A 19,790-nucleotide genomic window follows, 5' to 3' on the forward strand; every position below is an offset into this window, starting at 1 on the left:
CACCGGAAATGTCCGAACGGCAGATTAGCGCATTGCTGGAGGCCGAGAACGCGGCCACGACGGACGCGGCGCAACTCGCTTCCGTCGATGAGGCCACGCGGGAAATCCGCGATGCGTTCATCGTGACGATGCGCGATCTTGCCGCATCCAAGCGCGAAGCGAAAGCGCTCCAGGCAAAAGGACCGAACGAGCTGGAGCCTTATGCGGCCTTCGTCCTGCGCGAGCACACCAACCGCCTCTTTGCCGCCGTGAGTGCCCTCCTCGTGGATATGCGCCTCTATGAAGCGCAGGCCGTGCTCTCCTGCATCGACATGATCGTCGATCTCTCGCGCGACGAGGGCTTCCGCGACGAACTGGCGGCGCGTCTCAACCTCTATGAGAGCACGCTTGCCGACATGCGGCGTCAGACATCGCCCTTGTCGGCCGAGGAGCTGCGCATGGCGCGCTCCGTCGCGCGCATTCTCCGCTCCCGTGAAGAGCGTCTGGAGCGGGAGGCGCACAAATGAGCCGCCGCCAGCGCCGCAAGGGCCGGTATCTCGAAGCGCTCACCGCGCATGACATGGCCCGGATCGCAACCGCCAACGCCGATCTTGCGGCGCTTCACAACCTCTTGCTCGACGACGGTTACAGCCTCGTCCCGTCGTCGCGGCCCTATCTCCGCGCAGATCGCACCGTCACGCTTCGTTTTGTGTGGCGGAGGCGCGAGCCCGGCGTGTCGCTCACCGTCTCCCGTTCAATCGTCGTGAGGATCTGATGCAAGCCGCCCCCGACCTCCGCAAAAAGCTCTATGCGAAGCTCCACATCGCCAAGAAGCAGCTCGGCCTGGACGACGATGCCTGGCGCGATCTTCTCGAGCGGGTGACCGGCGACCGGTCGCTGAAAGTGCTGGACGACACCCAACTCAAGGGCCTTGTGGAGGAATGCCGCCGTCTCGGCTTCAAGCCGGCGAAGCAATCGAAGCCGCTCGCCGGCGGCCGGGAAATCCGCAAGGCACGTGCGCTCTGGCTCTCGCTCTGGCATCTCGGCGTCATCCCGGACCCCTCTGAAGAAGCGCTGGCGGGCTTCGCGCGGCGCGTAACGGGCGGAAAGGAACTCGGCCTCGCCGCTCTCCAATGGGTGCGCGGGGACGACGCCTTCGCCCTTATCGAGGCTCTGAAGGAACGCGCAGCGCGGGATGCGGGCGTGGATTGGTCGCCGTACCGGCAGGGCAAGCGTGTCGTTAGCCATAACCCGCGTGCACGGGTCATTGAGGCGCAACGTCGCATCCTCAAACAAGCAGGTGATTCGTGCCCATGGGTTGACATACACAAGCTCTCCGCAGTCAAGGCCGATGCTTTGATTGCGGAACTTGGGGAGAAGATACGAACCATCCGGGGGGCTGGGGCCGATGTCAGAGATTGAAGAAACGCAGGGATGGCCTGCATCGCTTGTTCAGGTCAAGGGGAGCATCGGGCTTGCCGCGACGCTCCGCCTCGTCGAAGCCTTTGGCGGCACCGCTTGCTACATTCCGGCGACACCCGATCCCTCTAACAGGCTGACGCAGGTGATTGGCATCGAAGCGACCGAGAAGCTTATTCGCGATCTCGGCGCCGGTTCCTTCGACGTGCCGAACCTTGCATCCGTCAGACACAAGCGGCGCCTCATCATGCGCGCCAAGGGCACGGCACGTGAAGTCGCCCGGAAGTTCTCGGTGACGGAGCGCTGGGTACGCATGGTCCGCGCCAATGAGCGCGGCGGCATTGACGAACGGCAGATCGATATGTTCGGCTCGCCACGCAACACGGATCACACCGGAAGCGCTTCCGACTAGGTAGCGGCGCATTAGGCGGCTTTCATGCTGCCATGAACATTCGGCACCTTCGCGATCACGTCATCCAACCGACGTTGCTCTATCTGGGCGACGAGCTTCCCGGCTTTGCGCGCGACGGCGCGGTTGAGCTTCTTCTCGGCACCATCGCCCAAGAGAGCAACTTCCGCCACCTCGTGCAGCTTAAAGGCCCCGCGCGCGGGCTCTACCAGGTCGAGCCCGCCACCTATCGCGACATTCAGGAAAACTACCTGCGCTTCAAGCCCGCCGCGCGCGAGGCCGTCATGTCGCTATGCGCGGCTTGGCCCGATCCTGAAGGCCAGCTCGTGACGAACCTCGCCTTCGCCACCGCGATTGCGCGCCTTGTCTACTACCGCTCTCCCGCCGCCGTTCCCGCACCCGGCGACATTGCCGGTCAGGCGAATGTCTGGAAGCGCGTCTACAACACGCCGCTCGGCAAAGGAACCGAAGCGGAGTTCATCGCCAACTTCAATCGTTTCGTCGCGCCCAACCTCTAGGAGGCTTCATGCCGCGCTTCAAATCCTTTGCGTCTGTTCTGTTCCTCGCCGTCTCGCTCGTCTTCGCGAGCGCGGTCGCCTTCGCCCTCCCGGCACTCGCGGCCGACGAGGCGACCTACACCATCGACCTCGCTCCCGTCGCTCTTCTCGTCATCGCCGCCATCGCGGCTGCAATCGGCCTCGCGATCCGCAAGGGCATTCATGCGCTCATCGACTATCTGGCGGAGCGCGCTGGCCTCGAACTGGACGAGAAGACGAGAACCTATCTCGATGCGGCGCTCGACAATGCGCTTGCCTGGGGAAGCCGCAACCTGACCGACTACGCGGCGGGGAAGATTCCCGACATCGAGACGAAGAACAAGGTTCTGGCCGATGCCGTGAACTATCTCACCGAACGCGTTCCCGATGCCCTCGATCATTTCGACCTGATGCCCGAAGACATCGAGATAATGCTCGAAGCGCGGCTCCTGAAGAAATCCGCCTGATGTGGGCGAAGCTCGCCGCCTCGCTCATCGCCTTCTTGGCCCGGCTTCTCGCCGGGCCAATTGCCGCGCGGGCGGCGGGCAAGAGCGAGGCGGCGGCAAGCCAGTCGGCCGAGCAACGGAAAATTCTCGATGAACAAGCGGACATTGCGGCTCGGCCTCACGCTTCTCGCGATGAGCTGCTTGAGCGCATGCGCAACGGCGACCTCTGACGCGCCGGTTTCGCCTCAAGCGTGTCCCGCCTGGCCGGTGGCAGGGCCGCAGGTGGCAGCCGAGCTGGAGCGCCTTGGCGACGACGACTTCCCGGCCCTCTGGGAATGGATGGCGCGTCTCGACAAGCTTCACGATCAACTGGAGACGACGCGGTGAGCGACGATTTCGACCGGGCATCCGCGCGCGAGACGGAAGAGCGCGATGCAATCATCGCCTCGCGGAAGCGCTTCCCGCTGCCGGCGATGGCCGCACCTTGCGAAACTGTTTACTGCGTCGATTGCGATGACGAGATTCCGGCCGCCCGCCTTGCGGCCGTGCCGACGGCGCGGCGATGCACATTCTGCGAAGAGCCGATCAGACGTCACAGAAAGTTGCGGGGAAAAGGGTGAGCGCGCTTCTCGAATATTGGCCGGTCGTCGGCTTTGTCATCAACCTCCTAATCGCGTGGTTCTTTTGGTCCATGAGAAAGCAATTCGCATCGAAGGATGAGTTGGCGGAAATCGAGCGCCGTCTCGACAAGACGGAAAGCACGCTCAGCCAGCTACCGACACGCCGCGACCTGACAGAGCTTCACGTCGCGATGGCGGGCATCGCAGGCGGGGTAAAGGAAACGAATGCCGAGTTGCGCGGTCTCGGCAGGCTCGTCGAGCGGGTGGAAAATGCGGTAACGCGGCACGAAGAAATCTTCGCCAACGCTGCGAGAGGACAGAAATGATGGAAGACGCCGCCCAGGCATGGACACAGCACCTCCGCATCGCGGTCTTGCGCTCGCTTCTCGACCTGCCGGAACAGACCGGCCACGAAAGCCTTCTCGTCGATCTCGTGAACGGTGTCGCGATCATGGCCGATCGCGACCAGGTGCGCGGCGCGATCTCCTGGCTGCATGAACAAAACCTCGTCGTCGCGGAAGTCCGTCGCGGCGCGCTTTGCGCCTCGCTGACCGAGCGCGGTGTGCTCGTCGCGGAAGGCAAGCGGAGCTATCCCGGCGTCAAGAAGCCCTCTCGCGCCCTTACCGCCGCTGCCACGCTCGCCATCGACAAGCTGAAGGGCTGAGGCATGGCGCATCCGCCCGAACTCCGCGCAAAAGTCAGAGCTTCCTATGTGCATGACCGGCTGCCGCTCGAAACGGCAGCCGAAAAGCATGGCATCGGATATGCGACCGCGCGGCGCTGGAAATCGGATGCGGAGAACGACGGCGACGATTGGGAGCGCGCCCGCTCGGCCGCGCGCCTTTCGGGCGACGGTATTCGCAATGTCGCACAGCTCATGCTCGAAGACTATCTGACGCTTCACCAGGCGACGGTGGATGCGGTGAAGAGCGCCGACAATATCGGTCCGCTCGCAAAGGCGGAAGTTCTCTCGCGCCTCGCAGATGCCTTCACGAAAACCATGTCGGCCGTCGGCAAGGCCTCGCCGGAGCTTTCACGCCTCGCCGTCGCGACCGACGTACTTCAGCGCTTCGCGGGCTATGTCGGCGACGAACGGCCCGATCTCGTCGGCTCTCTTCTCGAAGTCATCGAGCCCTTCGCCGCCGAGCTGGCAAAGGAATATGGCTGATGGCACAGCGCGGGCTTCGCTGGCAAAGCCAGAAGGTCACAAGGAAGGAATTCCGCGATCTCATCGCCGGTGTCGCAACCGAGCTGCGGCAGAAGGTCGAAGCGGAAGTAACCGGTCTCGACGACAGCCCGTCCGCGATTGCCGAACGCCGCGCGAAGGTGCTCGCGGGGGACGGCTATGAGTTCTTCGCGCGGACCTACTTTCCCCACTACATCAAATCGGAAAGCGCCTCTTCGCTTCACCAGTATCTCTTCAAGCGGCTTCCTGAGATCGTCGCCGACCCGCGCGGCCAGAACGATGTGATTGCCGCGCCGCGCGGCGAAGCGAAGTCGACGCATTGCTCCCAGCTCTTCCCGATTTGGTGCATCGTGCGTAATCTGAAGTTCTACATCCTGCTTCTCATGGACGCCTTCGATCAGGCGGCGTCCATGCTGGAAGCGATCAAGGTGGAGCTGGAGGCGAACCCGCGTCTCAAGCTCGACTTCCCTGAAATCTGCGGGCAGGGCCGCGTCTGGAAGGAGGGCGTCGCGATCACGCGTTCCGGCGTCAAGCTCCAGGCGTTCGGCAACGGCAAGCGCCTTCGTGGTATGCGCCACGGCCCGCACCGCCCGGACCTCGTTGTCCTGGACGACATTGAGAACGACGAGAATGTGAGGCGGCCGGAACAGCGCGACAAGACGGAAGATTGGGTGGACAAGGCGGTCGCCAACGTCGGCGCCGCCGATGGCTCGCTCGATCAGCTCTATATCGGCACCATCCTGCACTATGACAGCGTGCTTGCCCGCAAGCTCCGTAATCCAATGTGGAAGTCGATCAAACTCTCCAGCATTCGCCGCTGGCCGGATCGCATGGACCTCTGGGAGCGCTGGGAGGAAATTCTCCGCAATGAAGGCCGCGACGTTGCGGAGGCGTTCTTCCAGGCACGCCGCGCCGAAATGGAGGAAGGCGCGGAAGTGAGCTGGCCGGAAGTTCGTCCGCTCTACTCGCTCATGGAGCTGCGCGTTCGCATTGGCGTTGCCGCCTTCGATGCGGAACAGCAGAACGATCCGATCTCGAGCGAGGATGCACTTTTCGGCACCGTCACTTTCTGGGTCGAGCGGCTGTCCAATTGGATCTTCTTCGGCGCCTGCGATCCGTCGCTCGGCAAGAACAACAAGGGCCGCGACCCGTCGGCCGTCCTGATCGGCGGCATGAACCGCGAAACCGGCGTTCTCGATGTCGTAGAGGCGAGCATCCGGCGGCGTCTGCCGTCGCGCATCATCTCCGACATCATCGCCTTCCAGGAGGAATATCGCTGTCTCAGATGGGCGATCGAGGCCGTGCAGTTTCAGGAGTTCTTTCGCACTCAGCTCGTCTCGGAATCCGCGAAGCTGGGCGTGCCCGTTCCCGCCGTGCCCGTCATCCCACAGACCGACAAGGCGCTACGCATCGAGTGCATCCAGCCGCATGTCGGCAACGGCCTCATCCGACTGCACCCGCGCCAGCAAGTCCTTATTGACCAGATGCGGCACTACCCGATGGTCGATCATGACGACGGTCTCGACGCGCTCGAAATGCTCTGGTCTATCGCGATCGGCGGAAAGCCTTCGGCCGGCGCAACCGTGGAAGACAAGAGTATTCGATCAAGTGAACGGCGCGGCATGTTCGGCCGCAACGGCGGACGCCGCATGTTTGAGAGGCGATCATGGCAATAGGCGATTTCTTCAAGGGGTTCTTCGCCAAGACGAGGGTGAAGGAAGCGGCCGGGGCGTCGGCCGAAGAGGACGGCTGGCGGCGCGTCGGCGCGGATAAGGGCCGCGACCTCGCTCCGATGACGCAATCGAGGATGCAGAAGCTCGCCGCGCATCTCTGGGAAAGCAACAACATCGCCAACCGGCTCATCGAGCTGAAGACGGCCTTTCTTCTCGGTGAGGGCGTCACGCTTCAGGTCGGAGATACGGAGGCCCAAGTCTGGCTCGACAAGTTCTGGATGGACCCCATCAACAGGATGGACCTGAACCTTGAGAAGCATGTGCGCGAACTGGGGCTCTTCGGCGAACAGCTCTGGCCGGTCTTCGTGAACGAGCTGACCGGGCATGTCCGCCTGGGCAAGATCGACCCGTCGCAAATTGAAAGCGTGATCTGCGATCCCGATAATGCCGCCGTGCCGATCGGCGTCCGCGTCACACAGTCGAACGGTAGGAAGAAGCTCTTCCGGGTGATCTACAATGGCGACGATTACGATCTCTTTGGCATCGGCGCATGCAAGATGCGCGAGGCGATGAACGACGGCGAATGTTTCTTCTGGCGCGTCAACGATCTCTCGAACGGCCGCCGGGGCCGGAGCGACATTCTTTCGTCGCTCGACATGGCGGATGCCTATGAGGAGCTAGTCTTCGGGGAGATCGACGGCGCGGTGCAGAAGCGAAGCGTCGTCTGGGATGTGACGCTCAAGAATGCCACGCCGGAAGAGGTTGAAGACCGCGCGAAGACGATCCAGCCGCCCGGCCCGAATTCGGTGCGCGTTCACAATGATGCGGAAGAGTGGGAAGTTCTGACGCCGGACCTCAAGGCGGCCGACGCCGACGGCATCGCTCGCATCGCGCGGAACCACATCCTTTCCGGGTCGACCGTTCCGGAACATTGGTTTGGCGGCGGCGGCGATGTGAACCTCGCAACCGCTTCGAGTATGGGCGAGCCCACATACAAGGTCTTCGCGCAGCGGCAGCGCTTCCTGAAGGCCATTCTCGAAGAGGTCGCCAAATACGTCATCCGCCAGCGCCTCGCCGCCCTCGGGCTCATCGGCATGGAGAATGAAGACGCCTTGCAGCCGACGGCCGTCTTCCCCGAACTCACGGCGAAGGACATCGCCAAGTATGCGTCGGCGTTGCAGCAGGTCGTCGTATCCGTCACACAGGCGATCGCCGGCGGCGTCATGTCGGAAGACACGGGCGTCCGGCTCATCGCACTCACAGCCTCGCTTCTCGGTCTTGAAATCGATCCGGTGGAAGAACTGAAGATCGCCCAGTCGGAAGCAGAGAAGCGGCGCGAGCGCGATGCGTTCTCGCTTCCGTCCCTACCACCGATGGAACCGCTTCCCGCGCAGCCTCAGCCTGTAGAGGTCGAGCCGCAGGTAAAGGGCGATGAATGACCGCGAACGCGCGAAGCGTTTTGCGGCCGACCGCGAGGCGCGGCTGCGCGAAGGCATCCGTCTCACGGCCGACACCGGCAAGGAAGTCCGGGCACAGCTCATCAAGGCTCAAAAGGACATCGCCGAAATCCTCTCCGGTGCGCCCACTGACTACCGGCGCTGGCAGCTCGGTCAGCTTCAGCAATCGGTAGCCCGCGCCCTCGCGGAGCTGGAGGCAGGTGCGAACGCGGTATTGCAATCGGGCCTCTCATCGACATGGACGGCGGGCGTCGCGCTTGTCGATGGACCGCTCGCCTCGGCCGCCGTCGACATATCGGCCGATCTCTTCGCGATCGACAACCGCCGGCTTCTCGCCATGCGCCGCTTCACGACCGATCGCATCAAGGACGTGACGGTGACGCTGGCGAACAGCATCAACAGCGAACTGGCGCAAGCGGCCATCGGAACGCAGACGCCCTTCGAGGCGGCACAGAAGATCGCGGGAAGGCTCCAGACAGGCGGACTCGATCGGGCGGCAACGATCACGCGCCATCAGCTCGGCACCGCCTTCTCTACCGCCGCCCAGGAGCGGCAGGAACAGGCGGCGGCGGCCGTGCCTGGTCTCAGGAAGCAATGGCGGCGAAGCGGCAAGACACATAGCCGCATCGAACACGACCTCATCGACGGTCAGGTGAGAGAGGTGGACAAGCCCTTCGACCTCCCCGACGGAACCAAGCTGATGCACCCGCGCGATCCGGCCGGCCCAGCGAAGCACACGATCAACTGCGGGTGCAGCTCGATACCCTTCATGAAGAGCTGGGAGGTCATGCGGCCGGGCCGTCAGGAGTTCACCCCTGAGGAGATCGCCGCCAACCGGCAAAAGCGGATGATCGCGAACGCCCTCTGATTTGCCTCAGGCGCGCCGGGACGCCCTTACCCCTCCCCGACTACCCAAAAACCTCAAACGCCTCTCCTGCGCGATTAACAACCCGATTAACAACCGCGCTGTTTGCGTTCGCCCGGTCGCGGCGCCCTCAGGCGGGCTCCGAAGAGGGATTTGGGTGGAATTTTGTGCCTGGCCACACGCCGCACCGCACTGCAACGGGTGCATGACCGGAAGGGCTTCCGGCTAGAGAAGGCACGCTCACGTCGCGATGGTGCAGCACCAATCACGACGGAGCAAGAGCGTGTCTCAGAAAACTGCGAACGGCGGTGACGCCGCCGAAGATACTGCCGCCGACAAGGCCCGCATCGCGGAGCTGGAAGCGGAGAACAAGGCCGTCGCCGAAAAGCTCGCGGCGGCCGAAGAACAGGTTGCTGCCCTCGGCAAGCAGCTCGGCGCGGCGCAGGCCGCGTCCCAGGAGAAGGCCCTCGCCGACCTTCCCGAACGCAAGCCCTCCCGCGATTTCACGAAGGATGAGCTTGCCTTGGCGAAGAAGCTCGGCGTCCCGGCCGGCTACATCCAGGCGGTCAACACCAAGACTGGCACCGTGGTCACGGTGGACGGCCGCAAGCTTCGCGCTGGCGGTGACGAATGAAGCGCGAGCAACTGAAAAAGCTGCTCGGCAAGCGCGGCGTCTCGGGCGTCCGCCTTCGCGAGGCGACCGAGCCCGACATGCTGACCGTCCGCGATCTCTTGCAGGGCAAGATTCGCGAGGTACTGAAGTTGACGGGTGACGACGATCCATGGCCCTACGTCGTCGCCCTCTATCCAGAAAACGTCGTCGTCGATATCGACGGCAAGCTCATGTCCTATGGCTATACGATTTCCGGTCAGGACGTGGCGCTCGGCAATCCCGTCGAGGTGACGCGCGAATTCCGCCCGCTCGGCGAGACGCCGCCGCCCGTCGTTCCCGACACCGCCGCCACGCTTGCGGCGACCGTCGTCGAAGCCGTCGACGGCAGCGAGGGAACCTATCTCGTCCGCGTCATTCGCGCGGGCATGAGCGGCAACCGCAACTTCTACTCCGATGCGGTTCTCCGCGAAGCCGTTTCGCTTTTCGAGGGCGTCCGCGTCTTTGTGAAGTCCGATCTCGAACATCTCCGCGAAGGCGGCAAGGATGTCCGAAATCTTCTTGGCGCGCTTTCGGAGCCGGTCTTCGTCGAAGGCAAGCTTCCCGACAGCGGCGAAATCCGCGCCAAGCTCACGCTGATCGTCGGCGACGACGATCCCTCGGCCGTCCGTCTTCGCGAGGCCACCAAGAAGGGCCTCTCGAAACTCTTCGGTCTTTCCATCGACGCGAACGGTTCGGCCCGCAAGGGGGCTAACGGCGTCCGTGTCCTGGAAGCCTTCACCAAAATCAATTCGGTTGATCTCATCGTGGAGCCCGGCGCGGGCGGTGAGGTCATTTCGTTCCTTGAAGCGCTGGGAGAAGAAGGAACCAAGGTAATGGATCGCGACGAAATCATCGCGCTTATCCAGGCGAACGCCCCGCACCTGCTGGAAGGCAAGGATGTCGCGGCCCTGACCGACGATGAACTGAAAGCCCTTCTCGCCACGGCGATGAAGAAGGAAGAAGAAGCTGCTCCCGCCGGCGACAGCACCGCACTCGTGGAGGCGGTCGAACGCCGCACGCGCATGCGTGAAGCAGTCAATGCCTCGAAGCTCCCCGCCCCGGCGAAGCAGCGCCTCATCGAACGCTTCTCCGAAGCGAAGAGCTTCAGCGATGCGCAGGTGACGCAGGCGATCAAGGACGAGGCCGCCTATCTCTCGTCCAGCGGCATTCGTGGCGGCCATGTACTCGATCTCGGCGACGGCGGACGCTTCATCGAAAGCGAGTCGCGCCCCGACAAGATCGCGGACATGATCGACGCCTTCTTCGATCCGTCGCATGAGCATCATCGCCATGCGCGCTCGTTCAAGGAGTGCTACATCGAGATCACGGGCGACCGTCAGGTGACGGGCCGCGCGCGTGACGCCGTGCGGCTCGCGGAAGCTCTCGACAGCTCATCCTTCTCCGAAGTGCTGGGCGACGGTATTCACCGCCGCATGGTGGCCGAGTACCGCGGCGCCATCGAATACGACTTCTGGAAGCTCCTCACCGGCACGCCCGTACCCGTGAACGACTTCCGCAAGCAGGAACGCACGCGCATCGGCGGCTATGGCGACATGCCAGCCGTGGCCCAGGGTGCGGACTATGTTGCCCTCACCTCGCCGACGGACGAGAAGGCCGAGTACTCCGTCACGAAGCGCGGCGGGCTTGAGACGATCACGCTGGAGATGATCAAGAACGACGATGTCGGCGCGATCCAGCGTATTCCCGGCAAACTCGCCCGCGCGGCGAAGCGGACGCTCGCCAAGTTCGTGCTCGACTTCATCCGCGCGAACCCGGCGATCTACGACACCAAGGCTCTCTTCCACGCGGATCATGCCAACTTGGGTTCGGCGGCACTTACCGCTCAATCCTACGCGGCGGCGCGTCTCGCGATGGTGTCGCAGGTGGAGTATGGCGCGACCGACCCGATCGGCGTCGGTCCGAAATATCTCTGGCTCCCGCCCGGTCTCGAAGAGACGGCTTACAATCTCTTCCAGCGCTCGACCAACCACGACAAGACCTTCGTGCAGTCGCTCGTCCCGGAGATCATGCCGGTCTGGTACTGGACGGACCCGAGCGATTGGGCGGCGACGGCGGATGTGGCCGACATCCCGTTCATCGAACTCGGCTTCCTTGACGGGAACGAAGAGCCCGAACTCTTCGTCCAGGACAGCCCGACCGTCGGCTCTCTCTTCAGTGCCGACAAGGTGACCTACAAACTCCGTCACATCTATGGCGGCAACGTTGTCGACTGGCGCGGCGCCTACAAGTCCGTCGTCGCCGACTGACGAGCCTCGCCCCGCACGCGAAGAGCGCCGGGCGGCCCACCGCCCGGTGCTTATCCCTCAAAACGGTCCAGGCGCAATGAGAGCCGATTTCCTGACGATTAGCACCGACCTCCTGCGCGACGAACGCGCCCGCGTGAGCGATGCGCAGCTCGGCCGCGCGCTCGATCTCGCTCTCGCTCAATATGGCAAGGACCGCCCGCGCAGGATCGTGCGCGACGAAACGCTTTCCGCCGCCTCGCGGCTCGACTGGCCCGCCGACGGCAACGTCTCGGCGATCGAGCATCCGATCGGCAGCATTCCCCCCTCCCTTCTGCCCCGACAGAGCTGGCAGCGCTATGACGCGCCCGCCGGCGCGGAGCTGATATTCCCAGGCGGCCTTCCCGCCGGCACCACCATCCGCCTCACCATTCTCGGCCCCCATCTTCTCACCGACGAAACCGATACGGTGCCCGACGCCGATCGCGAAGCGGTGGCAAGCTATGCCGCCGCCCTCCTTTTCGATCAAATGGCCGCCGACACCTCCGGCGACGGCAACCCGCTCATCGCGGCCGATGCGGTCGCGCACGGAACGAAGCCCGACAATTACGCCCGCCGCGCCGAACGGCTTCGCGCCCGCTATTTCGAAATTCTCGGTCTCGACCCGAAGCGCACGCGCCCTGCCAGCGTCACGGTCTCGCAACCGACGCCCGCATCCGACGGCGGCCGGCGCGTGACGCAACGGAGGCCGCGGCTGTGACGGACGATCTTCGCATCTCACCTCGCGGCGCGACGATCGAGGCGGCGCTTGAGAAGTGCCCGGAGTTCTTCCTTGAGGAGGCCTTCGCCGCAACTGTCGAGAGCACGATGCTCATCGAGCGCGAAGTGAAGGAGCGGACGCCCACAAGCGGCGCGGCCACCTTGCGCGAAAGCATCGGCGCCATGCCGGTCGTCGTCTCGGCTCACGCGGTGCGCGGCCAGGTAGCGACGAGCCTTGCCTATGCGGCGCCGGTCGAGCATGGCTCAAAGCCGCATTGGGCGCCGATCGAGCCCCTGATCGACTGGGTGACGCGCAAGCTCGGCAAACGGGGCGAGGAAGCGGAAGAGGTCGCCAGCGCCATCCGCTTCAAGATCGCCGCACGCGGCACCGAAGGCGCGCATATGTTTCGCGACGGCGTGAAGGCGGCGGAAGGTCAGGTTGCCGCGTTTTACGAGGCTGCGGCACAACGCGCCCTGGCACGGCTTGAAGAGGCTGCGCGATGACCGGCTCCGCGCAAATCAGAGAGGCAATCGCGGCTCGCCTCGAAACCGTGCCCGCGATCGGCCGCGTTCACCGCTTCGAGCGCTATGCGATGAACGAAGGACCGTTCCGCACCTTCTATGCCTGGGAAAGCGGGGGTACGACGCATATTCGCGGCTGGTATGTTCGCCGCATCGGCTTTCGCCGTCGCCCGCATCTCAACTCGACCGTGCTCGTCACGACGGAATGGCGCATCGCCGGATTTCTCGCTGTCGTGGACGAAGCAGAGAGCGAAATCGTCATGGATGCGCTCGTGGACGCGGCGACGGCCGCCTTCGCATTGGATCTCACGCTGGGCGGCCTCTTGAACCCCGAGCCCGCCCAGGCGGGCGCGGAGCGCGGGCTCCAGCTTCTCGAAAGCCGCCCCTACATGCTGGCGAACGTGCTCTGCCACGGCGTGCAGCTCGGCCTGACGACCGAACACAACGAGCGCGAATACGACGAAAGCGCCCTCGCCGATCTCGTCACCATCCATGCGAATTGGGAATTGCCGCCGCGCGATCTCACCGGCCCGGCGCTGCCGGACGATGAAGACGCAGCGGCTACCGATCGTCTAACCAACCTCAACCAGGAAGAGGAAAGCTGATGAGCGAGACCGCGAAGGTCTGGGTCAAGCCGATGCCCGGCCGTGTCGTCAACATGCCGGGCACGAAGGAAGAGCTTCCGCCTACCGGGAAGCCCGTGATTTTCACATCGTACTGGGAACGCCGCAAGCGCGACGGCGACATCGAGATCGTCGCCGCGCCGAAAGCGCAGAGCCGGGCGCGCAAGGAAGGAACCGAGTAAATGGGCGAAATCCTCTTCGAGAACATTCCGGTCGATCTCCTGACGCCGGGCACCTTTGTAGAATTCGACAACTCGCAGGCCAATCAGGGCCTCGCGCTCATGCCGCACCGGATTCTCATCATCGGTCAGAAGCTCGCTGCCGGCACGGCGGAAACCGACCGGCCCATCCTCGTCTTCGATCATCGGCAGGCCGCCGCGCTCGGCGGACAGGGCAGCACGGCGCACCGGATGATCCGCGCGCTGAAGCGCGTGAACAGCACGACGGAGACGTGGGCGGCATTCATCGACGACGCCGATGCGAGCACAGCGGCGGCCGGATCGCTCAAATTCTCCGGCCCGGCAACGGCGGCCGGCGTCATCTCGCTTTATGTGGCGGGCGAGCGTATCCAGGTGGGCGTTGCGGCGACCGACACGGCGGCCGAGATCGCGACGGCCGTAGTGGCGGCGATCAATGCGAACGCCGATCTCCCGGTGACGGCCGCCGTCGATGGTGCAGATACCACGCTTGTCGTCGTCACCGCGCGGAACAAGGGCGAGTGCGGGAACGACATCGACCTCCGCGCGAACTACTACGCGGACGAGAAGCTGCCGGCGGGCGTCGGGATCGTCTTTGCCGCGATGGCGGGTGGCGCTGGCAACCCGGACGTGACGGATGTCTTCGCCGCGATTGGCGACGAATGGTACACGACCTACGTCATGCCCTGGACGGACGCCGCGAACCTCGCGGCGCTCGAAACCGAGCTGCGTGTGCGCTCCGGGCCAATGAAGATGATCGACAGCATCGCCTATGCCTGCAAGCGCGGCTCACAGGGCACGCTCGCCGCTCATGGCCTGACGCGGAACTCACCCTGGGTGACGACGATGGGCGCACACAAGGCGCCCGACACGCCCTGTGAATGGGCGGCGGCCTATGCGGGCGCGGCGGCCTTTGCGGCGGGTATCGACCCGGCACAGCCGGTCAGCGACATCATCCTGACCGGCCTCAAGCCGCCCGCGAAGCCAGACATCTTCACGCGCGAGGAACGCGACATTCTGTTGCACAACGGCATTGCCACATTCACGGTCGACGCCTCCGGCAATGTCGTCATCGAGCGCGCAATCACCGGCTATCGCCTCGACGGGAACGGTCTCTCCGACCGCTCCTATCTCGACAGCGAAACGCTGCGCAACCTTTCCTATCTGCGCTACACGCTCCGCGCCCGCTGGAGCGCGCGGTTCCGCCGCAAGAAAATCGGACAAGATGGATCGAAGGGTCCGAATGTCGTGACGCCCAAGAGAGCGCGCGGCGAATTGGTCGCGCTCGCCGGCGATTGGCACGAACTCGGCCTCATTCAGGATATCGAGCAGTTCAAGCGCGATGCCCGCGTCGAAATCTCATCGACCGATCCGAACCGCTTCAACGTGCTGATCCCCGCGCATCTCATCAACCAGCTCCGCGTCACGGCGGCGGCGATCCAGTTCATCCTCTAGGAGGCGACATGACGCAGTTTCTCGGCCGGGCGAAAATCTCGGCCAACGGAAAGACCATCGAGACGGCACCCGGCGCGTCGCTCGATCTCGGCGGGGTCAAGAACAACACCGTCGTCACCGGCTCGAAGATCGGCCGGGCGGAGGAACTCGTTCCCTCCGTCATTAACTGCACAACCTCGCTTGAGGCGGGCATGTCGCTCGAAGACCTGCGCAACCTCAAGGACGCGACGGTCATGTTTGAATGCGATACCGGCCAATCCTACGTCATCCGCAACGCCTTCCGTACCGATACGACGACGCTGAAGGACGGTGCGGGCGGTGAAGTCACCCTCGTCATCAATGGCGATCCGGCGGAGGAACTTCTCTGATGGACAACACGCTCACGCTGACAAAGCCTCTCGAACGGAAGACGAAGGATACCGGCGAAGTTGTCGAGCGCATCGACACGCTCACCTTCCGCCCGCTCGTCGCGGGCGATCTCTTCGCCGCGCTCGACGCCGGCGGCGAGGCCGGACAAGGTTCGCTTGTCCGCGCGCTTCTCGCCCGCTCGGTCAACATGGGGCACAAGGACGTTGACCGTCTCGATCTCGAAGACCTCGTTGCGGCTATGGGGAAACTCGAAGGTTTTTTGCCCGCTTCCCTCCGGACTGGAGGGAAGCCATCGGCCTTGTTGCAGGGACTTTCGGGTTCCCGGCCGGATGGGAGCGATGGGGCCCAGCCGAGCTGAGGTTCTGGGTTAGCCAGGCGCGCGCCTGGCAAAAGCGGATCGGAGCCGGCACGTGATCAATCTCGGCGTCATTCTGGAGCTTGTCGACCGCGTGTCCGCCCCTGCAAGGCGGATCGCGGCTTCGGCGCGCCGATTGAATGCCGATCTCGGTTTCTCGCGCATCGCCTCCTCGGCCGCGAATGTCGGCAAATCCTTTCAGGCTGTCGGCCGCGACGTTTCGACGATGGCCAGGAGGATCGTCGCCGGCGTCGGCATTGTCGGCGGCGCGCTGTTCGCTCTGACAAAGAGCGCGGCGAGCGCTGGCGACGCGGCGGCGAAATCGGCCCAGATCGTCGGCATGAGCGCTCGCGACTGGCAGCGTACAGCCTATGCGGCGGAAGCCTATGGCGCGGAAGCGGAACAACTCAAACAGGGCCTCTTCGATCTCAACAAGCGCACGGTCGAAGCGATCCGTGGCAGCGAGGATGCGCAAGGCGCTTTCAAACGCCTTGGCATCGAGCTTCTCGACAACAACGGCAAGGTGAAATCGACTTCGGTTCTTCTCGCCGAAATCTCCGACCGCTTCGCCGCGATGCCCGACGATGCGCGCAAGGCCGAAGCCGCCGATCGTCTCTTCGCCGGCGCGGCCTTGCAGCTCATCCCGATCCTCAACAAGGGCTCGGGCGCGCTTCGCGAGCTGGGCGACGAAGCCGAGCGTGTCGGTTATGTCATGGGCGATGAAGCCCTCGCGGAGAGTGAAGCCTTCGGCAAGGGCCTCGCCCGCCTGTTCGCCCTGGTAAAGGGGCTCGGCAGCATCCTCGCGACCTATCTCCTGCCGATCCTCAATCCGCTTATCGCGAGCATGGGCGACTGGATCGTCGCCAACCGGGAGTTCATCGACACCAACATCGCGGATTTCGTTCAGCGATTGCCGGGATATTTCAAGACGCTGCTTGAGGTCTTGAAAGGCATCCGCGCAGCCTTCTCGCCGTTCCTCGCGGCATTGCGCTGGCTTGTCGCCCTCATGGGCCCGGCAAATGCCGCGCTCCTCATCATGGGTGTGTTGATCGGCGGCAAGCTGATCTTCTCCGTCGCCAAACTCATCCTCACCTTCGGCGGGCTCGCGAAGGCGATCGCGCTCACCACCTTCGCGCTCGGCCGCCTCGCGATCGGCGGCCTGATTTCGATGCTCGGCCACCTCTTCCTCGCCATCAAGGCCGGCGCTGGCATCATGGGCGTCTTCAACGCAATTCTCGTTGCCAATCCCATCGGCCTCGTCATCGTCGCGGTCGCAGCACTCGCGGGCGCGGCCTATCTCATCTATCGGAACTGGGGCGATATCGTTCCCTTCTTCGCGGACGCGCTTTCCGCGCTCACGAAAATCTTCACCGGCTTCGTGGAGATCGTCGCGGGCCTCTTCACGCTGGATTTTACGCGCGCCTTCGAGGGGCTGAAGTCCTTCCTTTCCGGCTGGGTCGACTGGTTCTCCGTTCTTTTCCGGCCCGTGCTTGCGATCGTGGAGGGTGTCAGCGGCTTCGCCTCCAAGGCGGGAAAGTTCATCGGCTTCGGCGGCAATGACGATGTGCCGCCCGGCGCGCCGACGGGCGCAGCGGCTGTGCCCGTCGCGGCGCGAAACGAAGTCGGCGGTGAGGTTCGGATCGGCGTCGACGATGAGCGCGTTCGGGTCAAGCAGGTGAAGTCCAAAAATCCCCGCGCTCCGCTCGTGCCGGACACCGGAAAGGCGATGGCGCCATGAGCTTCCTGGACAGCCTTCGCCCGGCAAGCTTTCGCGGTGTCGCCTTCTTCGTGGATATCGCCTCCAAGGAATTCGGCCCGCGTACCGTCTCGCATGGGATGACGCTGCGAACGTCGCCCGTCCATGAATTCCTTGGCACACTCCCCGAAAGCTTCACCATCGAAGCCTTGCTCTATGGCGACGATCTCGAAGCCCAATCGCGCGTCTTCGACGGCGCGCTCACCGAACAGGCGACCGGCCGCCTCGTCCATCCGCTCTATGGCGAGCTGGACGCCGTTGTTATGGGGCCCGTGCGCTCCAGCCTCTCGACCCGCGAAGGCCGCGTGTTGCGTTATTCGATCCCGTTCCAGCGCGCTGGCGGCGAAGCATCGCCAACGACGCGTGTCGATACCGTAGCGCGTGTCAGCTCGGCGGCGGCACTCGCGAAGACGGCCGCGATCGAGGAATTCAACAATGCCTTCGCCGTGGCCGGTCAGCATGCGCTTGTCCTGGACGCGGCGCGCGCCTCGCTCACGTCGCTCACATCCTCGATCCTAGGTCAGTTCCGGGGCTGGGCGGCCACGTCGATCGTAACCAACGCCTCGCCTGCGGCCGTGCGCCTGGCGGACGCGCCGGAAGCGCTTCTTGCTGCTCCCGCGAGCCTCGCAAGCGAGCTTTACGGCCTCGTTCAGGCCGGCGCTGGCGCCGCGAGCGGTGCGGGACTGTTGCTCTCGATCGCGGCGGATGGCGCGCTCACCCTACCGTCCGCACCCGTCACGACACCCGCCCGCATTCGCGCGGCCGAGAATGACGCCGCACTCGTCCAGTTGGTGCGTGCGGCGGCGGCGATCGAGGCGGTCACGGCCGGGACGACGACGGGCTGGGAAAGCCGCGAGGAGGCCGAGGCGTGGCGAAACGATGCTGGCGACTTGCTCGCGGCAATCTCGGAAAGCGCCGGCACGGAAACGACATGGAAGCGCATGGCCGATCTCCGGGCGGCCGTGACGCGGGATGTGGCGGTTCGCGCTCTGCCTCTGCCACGGCTGCGCGCGACGGTGCCCGCGCAAACGGAAAGCTCCCTCCTCATCGCCTACCGCCTGGACGGCGACAATCTGGCGACGCTCTTCGACCGCGCCGGCGAAATCGTGACGCGGAACCGCATCCGGCATCCGGGCTTTGTGCCGGGCGGCCGGTCGCTGGAGGTGCTTGTCGATGAGTGACGCGGTGGAACTGGCGGTCGACGGCGCGATTTACGGCGGCTGGCAGGAGTTCTCCTTCACGCGGCGGATCGACGATTGCGCGGCCTTGATGTCGCTGACAGTCACCGAAAAATGGGCGGGCATCGAGGCGCGCCGGCCGATCCGGCAGGGTTCGGCCTATTCGCTTTCCCTGGGCGGCGTGGAAAAGGCAGCCGGCTACGTCGACGGGCTCACGGTCGATTACGACCCGGACAATCACAACGTGAACATCGAGACGCGCTGTGCGATGGCGGACATCGTCGATTGCGCGGCGGCCGTCGACGGGCCTCACGAATTCCGCAACCTCACCCTCACCGCCCTGGCACAAAAGCTCTGCCAGCCCTACGGCCTGACCGTGCGCGCCGAATGCGACACGGGCGCGCCCTTCGCCCGCTTCGCCATCCAGCCCGGTGAAACCGCCTGGGCGGCGATCGAGCGCGCGGCGCGGCAACGCGCGGTGCTCGCCTTCGGCGACGGCCGCCGTGAACTTGTAATCACGCGGGCCGGGCTCTCCGGATCGGCCTCCGGTTCGATCCGCCTGGGCGAGAACGCCAAATCCGCTACCGGGCGCTTCAGCCAGGCCGAGCGCTTCAGTCTTGTCGTTGTGCGCAGCCAACAGGAGAGCGCAGACGGCCTCGATAGCGAGAGTGAGCTGCACCCGGAGGGCCGCGCGCAAGACGAGGCGATCACGCGATACCGGCCGACGGTGATTGTCGGCGAGGAACCCGGCCCCGGTCAGACGCTCGGGCAACGCGCGGCATGGCACAAGGCCGTTGCTCGGGGGCGCGGCGCGAGCGTCACTTACGTCATGCAGGGCTGGCGCGACGACGGCGGAGCATTCTGGATGCCCAATACGACCGTTCATGTCCGCGATGACTACATGAACATCGACCGCGAGCTTTTGATTGGCGCCGTGACACACCGGCTCACGGAAAGCGCCGGCCGGGAAACCGAACTGGAGGTTGCGCCGCGCGAAGCCTATGACCTCCTGCCGGAGGCCGAAGACAAGAGCGGCGGCGAAGGCAGCGCCGGCGGTGTCGTCTACGACGAAAACTCGGTCTGGAACTGAG

At 64.5% G+C, this 19,790-nt stretch carries 26 protein-coding genes; all 26 read left to right on the top strand.

Annotated features, from left to right (window positions below; all coding sequences use genetic code 11):
• The first annotated feature begins 8 nt into the window (after positions 1–8).
• The 26 genes from Q8S60_RS14015 (at position 9) to Q8S60_RS14140 (ending at position 19,789) form a co-directional block, all read left to right on the top strand.
• Positions 9–506, top strand: coding sequence for a hypothetical protein (locus Q8S60_RS14015; RefSeq protein ID WP_305668640.1), 498 nt, complete (start codon positions 9–11; stop codon positions 504–506).
• On the top strand, positions 503–754 hold the full coding sequence (locus Q8S60_RS14020; protein ID WP_305668641.1) for a hypothetical protein: 252 nt from the start codon (positions 503–505) through the stop codon (positions 752–754). The genes Q8S60_RS14015 and Q8S60_RS14020 overlap by 4 nt, the downstream gene beginning before the upstream one ends.
• The gene (locus tag Q8S60_RS14025) at positions 754–1,401 is read left to right on the top strand and encodes a regulatory protein GemA (protein WP_305668642.1); all 648 of its coding nucleotides are present in this window, start codon (positions 754–756) and stop codon (positions 1,399–1,401) included. Before Q8S60_RS14020 ends, Q8S60_RS14025 begins: the two co-directional genes overlap by 1 nt.
• Positions 1,388–1,810, top strand: coding sequence for a hypothetical protein (locus tag Q8S60_RS14030; protein WP_305668643.1), 423 nt, complete (start codon positions 1,388–1,390; stop codon positions 1,808–1,810). The genes Q8S60_RS14025 and Q8S60_RS14030 overlap by 14 nt, the downstream gene beginning before the upstream one ends.
• Positions 1,811–1,842: 32 nt before the next feature.
• On the top strand, positions 1,843–2,325 hold the full coding sequence (locus Q8S60_RS14035) for a hypothetical protein (RefSeq protein WP_305668644.1): 483 nt from the start codon (positions 1,843–1,845) through the stop codon (positions 2,323–2,325).
• An 8-nt stretch (positions 2,326–2,333) separates the two neighbouring features.
• Positions 2,334–2,810, top strand: a complete 477-nt coding sequence (locus Q8S60_RS14040; RefSeq protein WP_305668645.1) for a hypothetical protein — start codon at positions 2,334–2,336, stop codon at positions 2,808–2,810.
• Positions 2,810–3,019 (top strand): hypothetical protein, encoded by a 210-nt coding sequence (locus Q8S60_RS14045; protein WP_305668646.1) that lies wholly within the window; start codon positions 2,810–2,812, stop codon positions 3,017–3,019. The genes Q8S60_RS14040 and Q8S60_RS14045 overlap by 1 nt, the downstream gene beginning before the upstream one ends.
• Positions 3,020–3,172: 153 nt before the next feature.
• Positions 3,173–3,409, top strand: coding sequence for a TraR/DksA C4-type zinc finger protein (locus Q8S60_RS14050; protein ID WP_305668647.1), 237 nt, complete (start codon positions 3,173–3,175; stop codon positions 3,407–3,409).
• Positions 3,352–3,735 carry a DUF2730 family protein gene (locus Q8S60_RS14055; RefSeq protein ID WP_305668648.1) on the top strand — a complete coding sequence of 128 codons (384 nt, stop codon included), beginning with the start codon at positions 3,352–3,354 and terminating at the stop codon, positions 3,733–3,735. Before Q8S60_RS14050 ends, Q8S60_RS14055 begins: the two co-directional genes overlap by 58 nt.
• On the top strand, positions 3,732–4,073 hold the full coding sequence (locus Q8S60_RS14060; protein ID WP_305668649.1) for a hypothetical protein: 342 nt from the start codon (positions 3,732–3,734) through the stop codon (positions 4,071–4,073). The genes Q8S60_RS14055 and Q8S60_RS14060 overlap by 4 nt, the downstream gene beginning before the upstream one ends.
• A 3-nt stretch (positions 4,074–4,076) precedes the next feature.
• Positions 4,077–4,577, top strand: coding sequence for a DUF1804 family protein (locus tag Q8S60_RS14065; RefSeq protein ID WP_305668650.1), 501 nt, complete (start codon positions 4,077–4,079; stop codon positions 4,575–4,577).
• Positions 4,577–6,271, top strand: coding sequence for a phage terminase large subunit (gene terL, locus Q8S60_RS14070; protein ID WP_305668651.1), 1,695 nt, complete (start codon positions 4,577–4,579; stop codon positions 6,269–6,271). Before Q8S60_RS14065 ends, terL begins: the two co-directional genes overlap by 1 nt.
• A complete protein-coding gene (locus Q8S60_RS14075; RefSeq protein WP_305668652.1) occupies positions 6,262–7,707 on the top strand; it encodes a hypothetical protein in 1,446 nt (481 codons plus the stop codon). Before terL ends, Q8S60_RS14075 begins: the two co-directional genes overlap by 10 nt.
• Entirely contained in the window at positions 7,700–8,593 is an 894-nt protein-coding gene (locus Q8S60_RS14080; RefSeq protein ID WP_305668653.1) for a hypothetical protein, read from the top strand. The genes Q8S60_RS14075 and Q8S60_RS14080 overlap by 8 nt, the downstream gene beginning before the upstream one ends.
• 280 nt (positions 8,594–8,873) lie before the next feature.
• Entirely contained in the window at positions 8,874–9,224 is a 351-nt protein-coding gene (locus Q8S60_RS14085) for a hypothetical protein (RefSeq protein WP_305668654.1), read from the top strand.
• Positions 9,221–11,509: a hypothetical protein gene (locus tag Q8S60_RS14090; protein ID WP_305668655.1), complete on the top strand. Its 2,289-nt coding sequence runs from the start codon at positions 9,221–9,223 to the stop codon at positions 11,507–11,509. Before Q8S60_RS14085 ends, Q8S60_RS14090 begins: the two co-directional genes overlap by 4 nt.
• 76 nt (positions 11,510–11,585) lie before the next feature.
• Entirely contained in the window at positions 11,586–12,245 is a 660-nt protein-coding gene (locus Q8S60_RS14095) for a hypothetical protein (RefSeq protein ID WP_305668656.1), read from the top strand.
• Positions 12,242–12,748: a hypothetical protein gene (locus tag Q8S60_RS14100; RefSeq protein ID WP_305668657.1), complete on the top strand. Its 507-nt coding sequence runs from the start codon at positions 12,242–12,244 to the stop codon at positions 12,746–12,748. Before Q8S60_RS14095 ends, Q8S60_RS14100 begins: the two co-directional genes overlap by 4 nt.
• The gene (locus tag Q8S60_RS14105) at positions 12,745–13,371 is read left to right on the top strand and encodes a hypothetical protein (protein ID WP_305668658.1); all 627 of its coding nucleotides are present in this window, start codon (positions 12,745–12,747) and stop codon (positions 13,369–13,371) included. The genes Q8S60_RS14100 and Q8S60_RS14105 overlap by 4 nt, the downstream gene beginning before the upstream one ends.
• Positions 13,371–13,571, top strand: coding sequence for a DUF2635 domain-containing protein (locus Q8S60_RS14110; protein ID WP_305668659.1), 201 nt, complete (start codon positions 13,371–13,373; stop codon positions 13,569–13,571). The genes Q8S60_RS14105 and Q8S60_RS14110 overlap by 1 nt, the downstream gene beginning before the upstream one ends.
• On the top strand, positions 13,572–15,041 hold the full coding sequence (locus Q8S60_RS14115) for a phage tail sheath subtilisin-like domain-containing protein (RefSeq protein WP_305668660.1): 1,470 nt from the start codon (positions 13,572–13,574) through the stop codon (positions 15,039–15,041).
• Positions 15,042–15,049: 8 nt separating this feature from the next.
• On the top strand, positions 15,050–15,409 hold the full coding sequence (locus tag Q8S60_RS14120; RefSeq protein WP_305668661.1) for a phage tail tube protein: 360 nt from the start codon (positions 15,050–15,052) through the stop codon (positions 15,407–15,409).
• Positions 15,409–15,768, top strand: a complete 360-nt coding sequence (locus tag Q8S60_RS14125) for a phage tail assembly protein (RefSeq protein ID WP_305668662.1) — start codon at positions 15,409–15,411, stop codon at positions 15,766–15,768. The genes Q8S60_RS14120 and Q8S60_RS14125 overlap by 1 nt, the downstream gene beginning before the upstream one ends.
• A 52-nt stretch (positions 15,769–15,820) precedes the next feature.
• Positions 15,821–17,503, top strand: a complete 1,683-nt coding sequence (locus Q8S60_RS14130; protein WP_305668663.1) for a hypothetical protein — start codon at positions 15,821–15,823, stop codon at positions 17,501–17,503.
• Complete coding sequence (locus Q8S60_RS14135) at positions 17,500–18,702, top strand: DNA circularization N-terminal domain-containing protein (RefSeq protein ID WP_305668664.1); 1,203 nt, start codon at positions 17,500–17,502, stop codon at positions 18,700–18,702. Before Q8S60_RS14130 ends, Q8S60_RS14135 begins: the two co-directional genes overlap by 4 nt.
• Positions 18,695–19,789 (top strand): phage baseplate assembly protein, encoded by a 1,095-nt coding sequence (locus Q8S60_RS14140; protein ID WP_305668665.1) that lies wholly within the window; start codon positions 18,695–18,697, stop codon positions 19,787–19,789. Before Q8S60_RS14135 ends, Q8S60_RS14140 begins: the two co-directional genes overlap by 8 nt.
• Position 19,790: the final 1 nt, after the last annotated feature.

It is taken from the genome of Parvibaculum sp. (assembly GCF_030694575.1).
Classification (GTDB): Bacteria; Pseudomonadota; Alphaproteobacteria; order Parvibaculales; family Parvibaculaceae; genus Parvibaculum.

Excerpts from the sequence above, each read along its gene's own strand:
- Q8S60_RS14015 (WP_305668640.1), top strand. The coding sequence starts at position 9 with ATGTCCGAACGGCAGATTAGCGCATTGCTGGAGGCCGAGAACGCGGCC.
- Q8S60_RS14020 (WP_305668641.1), top strand. The coding sequence starts at position 503 with ATGAGCCGCCGCCAGCGCCGCAAGGGCCGGTATCTCGAAGCGCTCACC.
- Q8S60_RS14025 (WP_305668642.1), top strand. The coding sequence starts at position 754 with ATGCAAGCCGCCCCCGACCTCCGCAAAAAGCTCTATGCGAAGCTCCAC.
- Q8S60_RS14030 (WP_305668643.1), top strand. The coding sequence starts at position 1,388 with ATGTCAGAGATTGAAGAAACGCAGGGATGGCCTGCATCGCTTGTTCAG.
- Q8S60_RS14035 (WP_305668644.1), top strand. The coding sequence starts at position 1,843 with ATGAACATTCGGCACCTTCGCGATCACGTCATCCAACCGACGTTGCTC.
- Q8S60_RS14040 (WP_305668645.1), top strand. The coding sequence starts at position 2,334 with ATGCCGCGCTTCAAATCCTTTGCGTCTGTTCTGTTCCTCGCCGTCTCG.
- Q8S60_RS14045 (WP_305668646.1), top strand. The coding sequence starts at position 2,810 with ATGTGGGCGAAGCTCGCCGCCTCGCTCATCGCCTTCTTGGCCCGGCTT.
- Q8S60_RS14055 (WP_305668648.1), top strand. The coding sequence starts at position 3,352 with ATGCACATTCTGCGAAGAGCCGATCAGACGTCACAGAAAGTTGCGGGG.
- Q8S60_RS14060 (WP_305668649.1), top strand. The coding sequence starts at position 3,732 with ATGATGGAAGACGCCGCCCAGGCATGGACACAGCACCTCCGCATCGCG.
- Q8S60_RS14065 (WP_305668650.1), top strand. The coding sequence starts at position 4,077 with ATGGCGCATCCGCCCGAACTCCGCGCAAAAGTCAGAGCTTCCTATGTG.
- terL (WP_305668651.1), top strand. The coding sequence starts at position 4,577 with ATGGCACAGCGCGGGCTTCGCTGGCAAAGCCAGAAGGTCACAAGGAAG.
- Q8S60_RS14075 (WP_305668652.1), top strand. The coding sequence starts at position 6,262 with ATGGCAATAGGCGATTTCTTCAAGGGGTTCTTCGCCAAGACGAGGGTG.
- Q8S60_RS14080 (WP_305668653.1), top strand. The coding sequence starts at position 7,700 with ATGAATGACCGCGAACGCGCGAAGCGTTTTGCGGCCGACCGCGAGGCG.
- Q8S60_RS14090 (WP_305668655.1), top strand. The coding sequence starts at position 9,221 with ATGAAGCGCGAGCAACTGAAAAAGCTGCTCGGCAAGCGCGGCGTCTCG.
- Q8S60_RS14095 (WP_305668656.1), top strand. The coding sequence starts at position 11,586 with ATGAGAGCCGATTTCCTGACGATTAGCACCGACCTCCTGCGCGACGAA.
- Q8S60_RS14105 (WP_305668658.1), top strand. The coding sequence starts at position 12,745 with ATGACCGGCTCCGCGCAAATCAGAGAGGCAATCGCGGCTCGCCTCGAA.
- Q8S60_RS14110 (WP_305668659.1), top strand. The coding sequence starts at position 13,371 with ATGAGCGAGACCGCGAAGGTCTGGGTCAAGCCGATGCCCGGCCGTGTC.
- Q8S60_RS14115 (WP_305668660.1), top strand. The coding sequence starts at position 13,572 with ATGGGCGAAATCCTCTTCGAGAACATTCCGGTCGATCTCCTGACGCCG.
- Q8S60_RS14120 (WP_305668661.1), top strand. The coding sequence starts at position 15,050 with ATGACGCAGTTTCTCGGCCGGGCGAAAATCTCGGCCAACGGAAAGACC.
- Q8S60_RS14125 (WP_305668662.1), top strand. The coding sequence starts at position 15,409 with ATGGACAACACGCTCACGCTGACAAAGCCTCTCGAACGGAAGACGAAG.
- Q8S60_RS14135 (WP_305668664.1), top strand. The coding sequence starts at position 17,500 with ATGAGCTTCCTGGACAGCCTTCGCCCGGCAAGCTTTCGCGGTGTCGCC.
- Q8S60_RS14140 (WP_305668665.1), top strand. The coding sequence starts at position 18,695 with ATGAGTGACGCGGTGGAACTGGCGGTCGACGGCGCGATTTACGGCGGC.